Source organism: Asticcacaulis solisilvae, from assembly GCF_017875235.1.
GTDB classification, from domain to species: domain Bacteria; phylum Pseudomonadota; class Alphaproteobacteria; order Caulobacterales; family Caulobacteraceae; genus Asticcacaulis; species Asticcacaulis solisilvae_A.
The window spans coordinates 90,344-104,602 of sequence record NZ_JAGGMI010000012.1 but is presented as its reverse complement, the minus strand read 5'-3'; the positions used below and the strand labels follow the sequence as shown (position 1 = coordinate 104,602).

The window sequence follows — 14,259 nt, the reverse complement described above, 5'->3', positions numbered from 1 at the left end:
AAGGGGCCGGGAAGCGTCCCTCGTGGAAGATGTCAAGACAGGGGAACCCTTAAATGAAAGATTTATATAGTGCCGGTTTGCGCGCCGCCCTCATGGGTACCGTCGCCGTTGCTGCCGTCATGGCCGCGCCCGCCATGGCGCAGGAAAAGGCCTTCAACATTCCGGCCCAGGACGCGACGAGCGCGGTGCCGAGCTTTGTACAGCAATCGGACCTGCAGGTCTTGGCCGCCGCCAGCGAACTGCGTGGCATCCGCACCAATGCTGTCCAGGGCAATATGACGGCTGATGCGGCCCTTGACACGCTGATCAGCGGTACCGGCCTGACGGTCAAGTCGCGTGCCGGCAATTCGGTTGTGCTGGCCCGCGCCGCCACCGCCGAAAATGCCGCGTCACCGGCCGCCGCCGAAGCGCCGGCCGAATCCGAGGACGTGGTCGTCGTCGGCATGCGTAAGTCGATGCGCGACGCGCTCGACGTCAAGCGCCGCCAGACCGGCGTCATGGAAGCCATTGCCGCCAAGGACATAGGCGTCCTGCCCGACGTGACGATCGCCGAGTCGATCGCGCGCCTGCCGGGCGTCAACACGACCCGCGACCGCGGCAATGACAGCCAGGCGGCCATTCGCGGCATCGGTCCGCGCATGGTTCTGGGCACGGTTAATGGCCGCGAAGTCGCGTCTTCCGAACCGGACCGCAATGTCCGCTGGGAAATCTATCCGTCGGAAGTCGTTTCGGGCGTCAGCGTCTACAAGTCGTCGCAAGCGAGCCTGATCGCCGGCGGTATTTCCGGAACCGTGGATATCCAGACCATCCGTCCGCTGGAATACCGCGGGCCGGAACTGGTGGCGCGCGCCGGCGCCGTCTATTACGACGGTGGCACCGCCCTCCCGGACTATGACGGTCTTGGCTACCGCGCCTCGGGCTCGTTCGTCAAAAAGCTGACGCCGGAATTCGCCTTCGTCATCGGCGTCACCGCCCAGCAGCAGAAGAACGGCTATGAAAGCTTCCAGGGCTGGGGCTATAATGACGACAGCATCCGCCCGGCCAACTCGACTGGCCCGATCGTCACCGGTGGGCCGAAGGTGCCTACGCCGTGGGGCGCCCAGGCCGAGGCCAAGTTCCTGACCGCCGACCGCTACAGCGTCTCGACAGGCTTCCAGTACCGCCCGAGTGAGAATTTCCAGCTCACCTACGACCTGCTCTATTCGAACTTCAAGATCGACGAGCATCAGAACCAGCAGGTCTATGGCGGCCTCGGCGGCCGCTGGGGCAACTGGGCTGGCGGCAACACCGGCCAGTACACCAATCCGGTCATCGTGAATGGCGACCTGGTTGGCGCGACGACCGCCTATGACACCGTGACCTCGCTGGTTGCCCAGTATACCGAAAACAAGGACCTGATCGTGACAGGTCTGAACGGCCGCTGGACCTACGACCAGTGGACGGTCACGGCCGACGCCTCCTATTCGTCGGCTGAACGCAGCAATCTGTGGCAGGCCGCCCGGATGCAGTACTATCCGGCCACCATGACCTGGCTGCTGGACGGCGACGATCCATTCGTGACGGTGTCGGACCAGCCGCAGAACACCGCCCAGAGCGTCGAATGGCAACCGGGCGAAGCCGCACCGGGCCGCCTCAAGGACGAACTGAGCGCCTTGTCGTTCGACGCCCGTCGCGATCTGTCGGGAGGCTTCCTGACAGCGATCGAGTTCGGTGCCCGCTTTGCCGATCGCACCAAGTCCGAAATGACCACGGCGAACACGCAGGCGCAGCACCTCACCGGTGTGACGACCCTGCCGACCAGCCTGTTCACGTCGTATGAGTTCAAGAACTTCAAACTGCCCTCCATACTCGACGGTGATTTCGACGAGATCGTTACGGCGGCCTATGGCGCTGGAGCGCTCGACCTCGATCCGGAATCGCTGGCCTACAACTCGACCGTCAGCGAAAAGGTCGCGGAAGCCTACGTCCAGGCCCGCTACGAGACGACGTGGTTCGGCAAGCCGACGGATGGCAATTTCGGCGTGCGGGCCGTCAGTGTCGACAGCGAGAGCATTGGTGACAGCGTCTCCGGCGGCGCCTGGTTCCAGGACACGTCCGGCAACTGGGCCTTCTATCCGCTGGTCCTGACCTCGGCCAAGGGCGGCAGCGATTATACCAAGCTGTTGCCAAGCGCCACGGCGCGGATCGAACTGAACGACGGCGTTTACCTGAAGCTCGGTGCCGCCCAGGTATTGTCGCGTCCGCCGCTCAACGAGCTGAAGGCCAACCGCAGCCTGTCACCGACCGCGCCCTATACCGGTTCGTCGGGCAATCCGTATCTTAAGCCGTTCGAAGCGACGCAGATCGACGTGTCCTATGAAAACTATTTCGACAAGGACGCCCTGTTCGCGATCGCCGGCTATTACAAGCAGATCGAGAACTATGTCGGCTATAATCAGCGTACCGAGACGATCAACGGCAATCCGTACACACTGGTCTCGCCGGTCAACAAAACGGACTCGGGCTATATCGCCGGCCTGGAATTCACCTTCCAGACGCCGTTCAGCTTCATCCCGGGCTTCGAGAAGTTCGGCATCTATTCAAACCTCGCCCTGGTCGATTCCGACATTGAAGAGTTCGTCCCGACCAATAACCCGCTGACCATGAACGGCGTCGCCGACACGACGGGCACACTGGACCTTTGGTACAGCGACGGGACGTTCGAAGCGCGTCTGGGGGCCAAGTATCACTCGACCTATACTGCCCTTTATGGCTGGGATTCGAGTGCCCTGGTCAGCGTTGAGCCGGAAACGACTGTCGATTTCAGCGCCAGCTATAACGTCAACGCCCAAGTGTCGCTGCGCTTCCAGGCGGCCAACCTGCTCGACACGCCGCTGCGCGCCTACGACGACAACAAGGAAAACCGTCTGCGCCGCATGGACTACTATGGGCGTCGCTTCCTGTTCGACGTGACTGTGAAATACTAAGTTTCACTTGAAGTAGTAAACTCATGGCCGGGCGCTTGACCCTAGGAGCGTCCGGCCATCATTGTCTGAAAATGTGAACTCCCGGAGGACCGCTGCCATGACCCCCAACCGCCGCGAAGTGCTAGCCACCGCATCTTCTCTAACGCTTATGGCGTCGGCCGGCATTACCTGGGCTCAGGACAAGAACGAGCCCGTGGCGAAAGACGAAGTAGGTCGCATGGGACGCGTGCGCTTCAACGATGGCTGGCGGTTCGCCTTCGGTCACCTGCATGACGGCGAAAAGGACTTCGGTTTCGGCCTCGACCTGCGCACCTATGCCAAGCAAGGGCCGGATTCCGGCAAGGTCGCGCAAGCGGCTTTCGATGACTCGCAATGGCGTCAGGTTACCCTGCCGCACGACTGGGCGGTTGAACTGCCGTTCGTACCGAATCCAAAGGCGTCTGAACTGAAACCGAACGACCGCGGCGAAATCTGGGATCCGGCGGCAAATCACGGCTTCAAGCCGCTGGGCCGCGAATATCCGGAAACCAGTGTCGGCTGGTACCGTAAGACGTTCACGCTGGATACTGCCGACAAGGGCAAGCGCATCTTCATCGAGTTCGACGGCGTCTTTCGCAGCACGCTGGTCATGGTCAACGGCTACATCGTGCGCGAACATGACGGCGGCTATACCGGTTTCTCAATCGACGTCACGGACTTCCTCAATACCGACGACAAGCCGAATGTCATCGCCGTGCGCGTCGATGCATCCCTGGGCGAAGGCTGGTTCTATGAAGGCGCAGGCATCTATCGCCACGTCTGGCTGACTAAGGTCAATGCGGTGCACGTCCCCCAGCATGGCGTTCTGGTCCGGTCTAAGACGGATGGCACGGTGGAAATCACGACGACCGTTCGCAATGACAGCGACGTAGCGCAAACGGTTATCGTGGCTTCATCGGTCAACTATCTGGACGTGCCTTCAAGTAATCCTGATACCCGTGACGACTCGTCGATTGATGTGCCCGCGTGGTCCTCCACGGACGTGGTTCATAATGTTAAGATCGTTCAGCCTGCACTTTGGTCGGTAGAACAGCCTAACCTCTATTTTATAAACACCAATCTCATCGTTAAGGACCAGGTTGTCGATCAAGCTTCGACAACATTCGGTTTCCGCGATATCAAATTCGACGCCGAAAAGGGCTTCTTCCTCAACGGTAAGCACCTGAAGCTCAAGGGTACCTGCAACCACCAGGATCACGCCGGGGTCGGCGCCGCCATTCCGGACGCCTTGCAATATTACCGGCTGAGATTGCTGAAGGAGATGGGCTGCAACGCCTATCGCGCTTCGCACAATCCGCCGACGCCGGAAGTGCTCGACGCCTGTGACGAACTGGGACTGCTCGTCATCGACGAAACGCGCCTGATGACCTCGTCGAAGGAGGGGCTGGAAAACCTGCGCAGCATGATCGTGCGCGACCGCAACCACCCGTCGATCATCCTGTGGTCGGTCGGCAACGAAGAGCCGCAGCAGGGCACTGAGCGTGGGGCGATCATCACACGCACCATGAAGCGCCTGTGCAACGAACTGGATCCGACGCGCGGCGTCACCTACGCCATGGACCAGGGCTATGGATTCGGCGTCACCCACGAGGTCGATGTGTTGGGCTTTAACTACCGCACGCACCTGATCGACGACTTCCATGCCAAGTATCCGCACATCCCGGTCATCGGCTCGGAAACCGCTTCGACAGTTGCGACGCGTGGCGAATATATCGAGGACAAGGCCAACCATATTGTCCCGGCTTACGATACGACAGCGCCGTGGTGGGCGACGACGGGCGAGACCTGGTGGACCCACGCCGCCGAGAAACCCTACATGGCCGGCGGCTTCATCTGGACGGGCTTCGACTATCGCGGCGAGCCGACGCCGTTTTCGGAATGGCCCAGCATTTCGTCGCAGTTCGGCGTCTTCGACACCTGTGGCTTCCCGAAGGACAACTACTATTATTACCGCGCCTGGTGGCGGCCGGAGCAGCCCTTGCTGCACCTTCTGCCGCACTGGAACTGGGAAGAAGGAAAGACGGTTTCCGTCTGGGCGCACAGTAACTGCGACGAGGTCGAGCTGTTCGTCAACGGCAAGTCAGCTGGCCGCAAACCAGTGCCTCGCAACCGCCACGCCGAATGGAGCGTGCCCTATGTGCCCGGCAAGATCGAAGCCTTTGCCTATAAGGGCGGCAAGGTCTTGCTGAAGGACAAGCGCGAAACGGCGGGCGCGCCGGCCAAGGTGGTGCTGAGCGCCGACCGCACGGCGCTTTTGGGCGATGACATGGACGTCGCCGTATTACGCGCCGAGGTCTTCGACGCCAGGGGCCGGCCGGTGCCCAAGGCATCGGACCTGATCACCTTTGCCGTCTCGGGGCCGGGCGAAGTGATCGGCGTCGGCAACGGCAATCCGAACAGCCACGAAGCCGACAAGGCGAGCCAGCGCAAAGCCTTCAACGGGCTATGCAGCGCTATTGTCCAGACGCGCGGGAAGGGCAACATTACCGTGACGGCTTCGGGCGCCGGGCTGACCAGCGGGAAGGTCGTGCTGAAGGCCGGTTAAGCTCCGGCCCGAATTGGTCTCCTTTACAAGCCGGGCAAAACATTTCAGTAAATCACAAGTACTACTTGTGAGGATGCCGTTTTATGGCTGTGAAGGCCCGTGCAACGACCAAAAGCCGCCTGCCGGGCACTAATCTTAGCCGGGCAGGGGACTATAACCAGCGCGTCGTCCTGCAGGCCATTCGCGCCAACGGTCCGGTGACGCGCGGCGATGTCGCCGAAATCACCGGCCTGACGCACCAGTCGGTCATCAATATCAGCCGGCGGCTGCTCGACGCCGGGGTTATTGTCGATGAAGATCCCATTCCAGGCGCGCGCGGCCAGCCCGCGGCGCGCATGGCGGTCAATGCCAATGGCGCCTATGCCATAGGGCTTAATATCGACCGCGAGCATATAACCTTCGTGCTGATGGACCTGGCGGGCAGGGTCCGGCGGCGGATCTACACGGGCCAGCATTTCGCCCTGCCGGAACAGGTGCTGTCCTTCGTTGAGGACCAGCTTGCGGAAATCTTCAACCAGAGGGTCGCGCCGCGCAAGCGCGTCATCGGACTTGGGATCGCCATCCCGGAAAAGCTGGCCGGCGTCCATGTGAACGAACGCCCCGAAAGCTATGAGGCCTGGTCGGGACTGAATGTCACCGAAGCTTTCGCGGAGCGTCTCGGCATTCCGGTCTATGTCGAAAACGACGCGACCTCGGCGGCGCTCGGGGAATTGCAGTTCGGCCTGGGCATGACGCACCAGACCTTCGTCTATACGCTGATCAGCGCCGGAATCGGCAGCGGCCTGATCATCAACGGCCAGCCTTACACGGGCGGCCTGGGCAGCCCGGGTGACCTCGGCAAAATTCCCGTGCGGTCGAACGATGGCCGGGCAAAGTTGCTGTGGGACGTGCTGTCACTGTTCGCCTTCTATGAGGAATTGGCCCGGCACGGGGTGACGGTGTCGGATGTCAGTGATCTGCGTGAAGACGATCCGGCGACCCGCGCCGGCGTCAACGCCTGGATCGAAATGGCGGCGGAGTGTCTGTTCGATCCGTGCCTGACGATCAACTATGTCCTCAGCCCTGAACTGCACGTCATCGGCGGCCAGTTGCCGGCCTTTGTCACAAGGCGGTTGTGCGACCGGTTGAACGCCAGAATGGAGGTCGAGAGCATCGTGCCGCTGGCGCCGTTTTGCCCTTCGACCGTCTCGGTGGATGCGGCGGCGATCGGCGCCGCCGTGGTGGTCTTCCAGAACAGATTGTTGCCGACGCCCGAAGCGTTGATGAAATAGGCGCATTGCGCAAAGCCGAAATGCCGGCGCATAACGCATCAAAACAAATGCATGGAGGCACGCGGCATGACGGCCCAACCGGTTCAAACGATCACGATCGTCGGCGGCGGCACGGCCGGCTGGATGACGGCCGCCATGCTGTCGAAGCTGTTCATGGGCCGTTACGCCATCCGCCTGGTCGAATCGGACGAAATCGGCATTATCGGCGTTGGCGAAGCGACCATCCCGGCCATCCGCACCTTCAACGAGCTGCTGGGCATCAGCGACGTTGAGATGCTGAAAGCCACCAAGGGCACCTTCAAGCTTGGAATCGAGTTCGTCGATTGGCGCGAAAAGGGCCATTCCTACATCCACGGCTTCGGCAAGATCGGCATCGACCGGCTGTGGCTGCGGCCACACCAGTTCTGGCTGAAGATGCACGCCAAGGGCGCGGCCAGGGATTTCGACCACTACGCCATCAATGTCGTGGCGGCGCGCGCCAACCGCTTCTCCGACGGGCGTGGCCCCAAACCGGTCTCGGACATCGACTTCGCCTATCATTTCGACGCCGCGCTTTATGGCCAGTTCCTGCGCCGCCATGCCGAAGCACGGGGGGTTGAGCGTATCGAAGGCCGGATCATCGAGGTGCGCCAGAACCCGGAAAGTGGCCATGTCGCGGCGGTCAGGCTGGCCGATGGCCGCGAGGTCGCCGGCGACCTGTTTATCGACTGTTCGGGGCAGCGCGGCCTGCTCATCAACCAGACACTCGGCATCGGTTTCGAGGACTGGTCGCGCTGGCTGCCCTGTGACCGGGCGCTCGCGGTTCCCTGCGAGAGTGTCGCACCTTTGACGCCCTACACGCGCTCGACGGCGCGCGATGCCGGCTGGCAATGGCGCATCCCCCTGCAGCATCGCATCGGCAATGGCCACGTCTACAGCAGCGCCTACACGGACGACCAGGCGGCGGCCGATGTGCTGATGGCCAATCTCAACGGCAAGGCCCTGGCCGAGCCTCGGCCGGTGCGGTTTACGCCCGGCAAGCGCGTCAAGACCTGGGAGAAAAACGTCATCGCCATCGGGCTGGCGTCGGGTTTCCTGGAGCCCCTCGAATCGACCTCGATCCACCTCATCCAGACCGGCATATTGCGCATAGTCTCGCTCTTCCCCGACATGGCCTTCGATCCGGCCGTGGTCGCGGAATACAACCGCCAGACCGACAGCGAATATGCCGACATCCGCGACTTCATCATCGCGCATTACAAGGTGACGCAACGCGAGGACACACCGTTTTGGGCCTATTGCAGGCACATGGACGTGCCGGACAGCCTGCAAAGTCGCCTGGACCTGTTCAAAAGCTCGGCGCGTTTTTTCAAACGCAACGAAATTGAATTGTTCCGAGAGGAAAGCTGGGTGCAGGTCCTGATCGGGCAGGGGATTGATGCGCGCTATGACCCCAGTGTCGATCTGATGAGCGATGCCGAGAGCGCCGGATTCCTCAAGGATATCGAAGAGGTCATCGCAGACGCCGTCCGCCGCCTGCCGTCGCATGACGACGTTATCGCTCGCCATTTCAAGGCATAGATTTTTTATCTGTGGCGGTGCTTTAGCCAGTCCCACGCCACGCACTTTCGCATATCATTGTTAACGCTATCTGCTGCACCGCATCCTGTGACCCATAAGCTGCACTTGGATGTAAGCGCTTACAGAGCGTGTTGACTCCGTTAATGTAAGCGCTTACAGACGCAACCCAGAGCGATTGTAAGCGCTTACAGAAAATCACAGGGTTGGTGGAGTAGATGGCGGCAGGTGTGACGCTTAACGACGTGGCCAAGGCGGCCGGCGTCTCGATCGCTTCGGCGTCGCGGGCCATCAACGGACTCGACAATGTGACCGAAGAGATCCGCGACCGCGTCCTGGCCGCCGCCGGCCGGCTGAAATACGTGCCGCACGGCGCCGCCCGCGCCCTGGCCATGAGCCGGACCAACACCATCGGCGTCATCCTGCCCGACATCTATGGCGAGTTCTTCTCCGAGATCATCAGGGGCATCGATGTCGGCGCCCGCGCACGCGGCCTGCACATCCTGGTGTCGGGCTCGCATGGCGACCTGAACGAAGCCGTTACCGCAGTGCGATCCATGGCAGGCCGTGTCGACGGGCTGCTGGTCATGGCGCCCTACGCCAATGCCGGCGACCTGGCGGGCAAGCTGCCGGTCAACCTGCCGCTGGTCATGATGGGTGGTTCGGCCGGCCAGGCCGACCTGCCCAGCCTGATTATCGACAATTACGGCGGCGCCCTGGATGCCGTCCGCCACCTGCGTGAACAGGGCTGCCGGCGCATCGCCCACATTTCCGGCCCCGAAAACAACCTCGAAGCTCAGGATCGCCTGCGCGGCTATCTCGACGGCCTCAAGGAAAATGGCGGCACGCAGGAACCGATCGTCCTGTCCGGCGATTTCACCGACAATGCCGGCTATGCGGCCGTGCGCGGCCTGCTGCGCGGGACCATGCCCGACGGCCTGTTCGCGGCCAATGACATGATGGCGCTGGGCGCATCGCTGGGTTTACGCGAAGCCGGCCTGTCCGTTCCCGAGGATGTGGCCGTGGTCGGCTTCGACGATATTCCGGTGACACGGTATGCCTCGCCGCCGATTTCGACGCTGCGCGCCGGTGTCTTCGACATCGGCCAGCGCAGCCTGGAACTTTTGTCCGTACTGATCGAACGCGGCGATGCGGAAGGGGGCCCGCCCCCCGCCAGCCAGACAGTGCGGCCAGAACTGGTGGTCAGGGCTTCCAGCCGCCGCCTCAGCCCAAGTAACGCGTAGACATAACAAGAAACGCCAAGAAGGAAGATTGGAAAAGGACATGCAGATGAAACGCAATGAAGGCCTGCGCTTCGGCGCATCGGGACTGGCGCTCGTTACGGCGCTGGTCATGGCGGGCCCCGTCGTGGCCGCCGAATCTGACGCCACCCTGGTGGGCAGCGCCCCCGCCGGTACCGTCATCACCGCCACCGACGCCAATACCGGCGCGTCTTCGTCGGCTACGGCCGGCGCCAATGGCCGTTATATTCTGGTGGGCCTGCGCCCCAGCAACTACTCCGTCACCTTCAAGCTGCCCGACGGCACGACGCGTACTGACAGCGCGGTGTTGCCGGTCGGCCAGACGATCGAGCTGAACGCCCAGGCCGACACCGCCCAGGGCGATGTCCAGACCGGCGTCGTCACCGTCCGCGGCCGCCGCAACAGCCCGCGCACCTCGGAAATCTCGACGTCTGTGTCGCGCCAGCAGATGGAAACCTTGCCGCAGAACGGCCGCAACTTCCTGAACTTCGCGGCCCTGGCGCCGGGCGTGTCGGTCTCGACCGACCCTGAGCGCAAAACCTTCCAGGCCGGCGCCGTCAATGCCAACCAGGTCAACGTCTTCATCGACGGCCAGAGCCAGAAGAACCAGATCCTGCAAGGCGGCGTTTCAGGTCAGGACGCCTCGCGCGGCAACCCGTTCCCGCAATTGGCCGTGCAGGAGTTCAAGGTCTCGACCCAGAACTTCAAGGCCGAGTACGAACAGGCCGGCTCCGCCATCATCACCGCCATCACCAAGACCGGCGGCACGGAATTCCACGGTACGGTCTTCGGCACGCTGCAGACCAAGGACATGATCGGTCAGCCCTACTACGTGACTGGCGACAAGCCCGATTATGAGAACACCGAATACGGTCTCGACATCGGTGGCCCGATCATCAAGAACAAGCTGCATTTCTACGCTTCGTATGAAGGCCGCAAGGACAAGCGGCCGACCGATTCGGTCAACATGCAGAACAATGCGGCCTTCAATGCCGCCAATCCGACCCTGACCCAGGCCCTGGCGAATGCCTATAACGGCGCCTTCGCCAAGGACTTCCAGCAGGACATGATCTTTGGCAAGCTGACCTGGTTCGCCGACGACGACAACACGATCGACCTGACCGTCAAGCACCGCAAGGAAGACGACCTGCGCAACTTCTCGGGCACGACCGCCTATGAACGCGGCTCGACCTTCGACCAGGAAATCAAGGGCGTCAGCGTCAAGTGGCGTCACCGCGCAGGTAACCTGCTCAATGACATGCAGCTCAGCTACGAAGACGCGCAATGGCGCCAATCGTCGCTGTCGGATTCGCCGGCGATCACGATCATCGGCCGCGATGCGCCGCCGGCTGGTTCGCCCGCGGGGACGCTGGGCAACCCGAACATCAACACCGTCTATGCGACCTTCGGCGGGGCCTCCTATTCGCAGGTCAAGGGCCAGGAAAGCGTTACTCTGCGTAACGACCTGACGCTGATCGGCACCGAATGGCACGGCACGCACGTCATCAAGGGCGGCTTCAAGCTGGCCAACTACAAGTATGTCGCCGAGGAAAATGACCGCGCCGCCAATCCGGAATATTTCTATCTGGCGGACCAGTATGTCTACGGCGCGTCCAACAATGTGCCGTATGCCGTCAAGATCGCGGACGGCAATCCGCGCATCACATCGACCAACATGCAGTTCGGCGTCTATATCCAGGACGACTGGACGATCGACGATCACTGGACGGTGAACCTGGGCGTGCGCTGGGATTACGAGTCCAACATGCTCAACGATGACTTCGTCACCCCGGCCGAGGTTGCCGCCCTCCTGCGCTCGACAGCCGGCTTCAATGTCGCCTTCAACCCTGACGACTATATTTCGACGGGCGCCAACCGCGACAGCTTCATGGGCGGCATCGCGCCGCGCGTCGGCTTCTCCTATGACGTCAACGGTGATCGCGACCTGGTCATCTTCGGCGGCTACGGCCGCTACTACGACCGGACCATCTACGATTCGGCGCAGCTGGAAACCCGCCGCGCTCTTCTGCACGTGGCCCAGATCAACTTCGTCGCGGGCGGCAATACTGACACCATTCAGAACACGGCGGATTGGGACGCGAGCTATTTCGGCAACCCGGCCGCCCTGGTCGCCCTGGCCAAGTCGCTCAACCTGAAGGGCGAAATCTTCGCGCTCAAGAACGACGTCAAGGTGCCGTATTCGGATCAGTTCAATGTCGGCGTCCGCAAGCGCTTCGGCGACATCAATACCTCGGCGACCCTGTCCTATATCAAGTACCAAAACCTGTTCAACTGGGTGCTGGGCAACCGCCTCCCGGACGGATCGTGGTGCCAGTACGGCCCGCAATATGCCTGTCAGCCATGGGGTAACGGCATTCCGGGTTACGGCAACCTGATCATTTCGACCAATGATCGCGAAGCCAACTACAAGGCCCTCTACCTCAGCGCCGACAAGCCGTGGACGCCATCCTCGAAGTATGGCTTCACCGCCACCCTGACCCTGGCGGACGCCGAGATGAATGGCCATAATGACCAGTTCATCTTCGACTACGCCAATCCGCGCGACACCGGCATGCACCATGCCGAAGGCGTCGACAAGTGGCGCTTCGTCGGTTCGGGCATCGTCTCGGGTCCGTGGGACACGCGTGTGTCGACCATCGTTACCCTGGCTTCGGGCACGCCGTTCCCGTCAATCGATGCCACCGGCCCGGCCGTCCGCATCATCGACGGCTACTACTTCCCGAAGAAGGGCTTCTCGCAGGTCGACTTGCGCCTGTCGAAGGACTTCACCCTGCCGAACGGCCAGATGGTCACGGTCGACGGCCAGATTTACAACCTGTTCGACACGGTGAACCGCAAATACTCCGGCTGGACCGGCGGCTTCAACGGTGGCTCGGGCGCCTCGCTTGAGCCCGACGCCAATGCTCAGGAGGGGCCGTCGCGGTCCTTCCAGGTGGGTCTGACCTATAAGTGGTAAGCCCATAGGGTCCGTTCCGCCATTCCCGGCGGCGGAACGGACCTGACCCCATGCCCGGCGCGCATCCGTCTCCCTAGGCGCGTTTGCCGGACATCCGCCTCTGCCGTCCTTGTCTTCCCCGCGGCGTGAGGCACTATTCCCTGATGGCCGGAGGCTTTTTCCCGGAGCCTCCGGTCCCTTTTCCCTAATTTCTTGCGAAATGGGGCGGGGCGCCGAATAAGAAAGTCCGCTGCCATGTCTTTGTACCAACCGACCCGTAGGGCCATGTCCTTAGGTCTTCTCGCGCTGGGGGGCTGCGCGCACCTACCGGGTCATAAGGCCCGCATTGCGTTTTCTGATCCCTTGCTGGCGGACCTGCACAAACGCACGTTCCGCTTTTTCTGGGAGATCACCGATCACCACACCGGCCTTACGCCCGACCGCTGGCCGACGCGCACCTTTTCCTCGGTCGCGGCGATCGGTTTTGCTTTCAACGCCTATATCATCGGGGCGGAGCAGGGCTATGTCAGCCGCGCCAAAGCCGCCGAACGCACGCGCAATACGCTGAGCTTTCTTTATACCCTGCCGCAGGGCGAGGCGGCGTCGGGCGTCGCCGGCCACAAGGGCTACTTCTACCACTTCCTGAATTTCGAAGACGGCACACGCTACAAGACCTGCGAACTGTCGTCTGTCGACACCGCGCTGCTGCTGATGGGCGCGCTCTGCGCCGCGCAGTATTTCGATCGCGACGACGCTGTCGAGGCCAGTGTCCGCCGTTTGGCCACTGCCCTTTATGAACGCGTCGACTGGACCTTCATGATGCGTCCGTCGGGCCGCCAGACCATGGGCTGGCATCCGGAAACCGGCTTCATCAAGGCCGAGTGGCAAGGTTATTACGAAGGTATGATGATCTATCTTCTGGCTATGGGATCGCCGACCCATCCCATCGACAGATCCGCCTATGGCGTCTGGTGCTCAACCTATGACGAAACCTTCGGTCTCAACAATGGCTTTGTCCATCTGGGCTTTCACGCCCTGTTCGGTCATCAGTATAACCATATCTGGATCGACTATCGCGGCATTGCCGACGCCTATATGCGCGCCAAAGGCTTCGACTATTTCGAGAACTCGCGTCGCGCTACCCTGTCCCAGCGGAACTACGCCATCGCCAACCCGATGGGCTTCAAGGACTATGGTCCGGACATCTGGGGCTTTACGGCGTGCGACGGGCCGGCCGACGTCAAGCTGACCCTCGACGGCGTCGAGCGCCAGTTCCGAAGCTATTCGGCGCGCGGGCCGGGCGGAGACCACCCGTTCGATGACGGCACCATCGCGCCGACGGCGGCGCTGGGGTCGATCATGTTCACGCCTGAGGAATCGCTGGCCGCGGCCAAGGCGATGAAGGCGCGCTATGGCGCCGACATTTATGACAAATACGGCTTCCACGACAGCTTCAACCCGACCTTCGTGACGGACTATCCGTCGCGCGAAGGCCATCAGACCAAGCGCGCCGGCTGGGTGTCGAACGACTATATCGGCATTGACCAGGGGCCGATCTTAAGCGCCATCGAGAACCAGCGCTCTGGCCTGTTCTGGCGATTGATGAAGGGCTGCGCGCCGCTGCAGCGCGGTCTGAAACTGGCCGGCTTCGAGGCGCTGTAGC

Annotated in this window: 7 protein-coding genes; all 7 read left to right on the top strand. The window is 62.0% G+C overall.

From position 1 onward, the window contains the following. Nucleotides 1-53 precede the first annotated feature (53 nt). Complete coding sequence (locus tag J2X24_RS17890; protein ID WP_209724626.1) at nucleotides 54-2,966, top strand: TonB-dependent receptor; 2,913 nt, start codon at nucleotides 54-56, stop codon at nucleotides 2,964-2,966. A 97-nt stretch (nucleotides 2,967-3,063) separates the two neighbouring features. Further along, nucleotides 3,064-5,550, top strand: a complete 2,487-nt coding sequence (gene galA, locus J2X24_RS17885; protein WP_209724624.1) for a beta-galactosidase GalA — start codon at nucleotides 3,064-3,066, stop codon at nucleotides 5,548-5,550. An 83-nt stretch (nucleotides 5,551-5,633) separates the two neighbouring features. Beyond that, nucleotides 5,634-6,821 (top strand): ROK family transcriptional regulator, encoded by a 1,188-nt coding sequence (locus J2X24_RS17880; protein WP_209724623.1) that lies wholly within the window; start codon nucleotides 5,634-5,636, stop codon nucleotides 6,819-6,821. Nucleotides 6,822-6,887: 66 nt separating this feature from the next. Continuing rightward, complete coding sequence (locus tag J2X24_RS17875; protein WP_209724622.1) at nucleotides 6,888-8,381, top strand: tryptophan halogenase family protein; 1,494 nt, start codon at nucleotides 6,888-6,890, stop codon at nucleotides 8,379-8,381. A 215-nt stretch (nucleotides 8,382-8,596) separates the two neighbouring features. Further along, a complete protein-coding gene (locus J2X24_RS17870) occupies nucleotides 8,597-9,622 on the top strand; it encodes a LacI family DNA-binding transcriptional regulator (RefSeq protein WP_209724620.1) in 1,026 nt (341 codons plus the stop codon). A 46-nt stretch (nucleotides 9,623-9,668) separates the two neighbouring features. Then, the gene (locus J2X24_RS17865) at nucleotides 9,669-12,617 is read left to right on the top strand and encodes a TonB-dependent receptor (protein WP_245344913.1); all 2,949 of its coding nucleotides are present in this window, start codon (nucleotides 9,669-9,671) and stop codon (nucleotides 12,615-12,617) included. 264 nt (nucleotides 12,618-12,881) lie between these two features. Then, entirely contained in the window at nucleotides 12,882-14,258 is a 1,377-nt protein-coding gene (locus tag J2X24_RS17860) for a glucoamylase family protein (RefSeq protein ID WP_245344912.1), read from the top strand. Nucleotide 14,259: the final 1 nt, after the last annotated feature.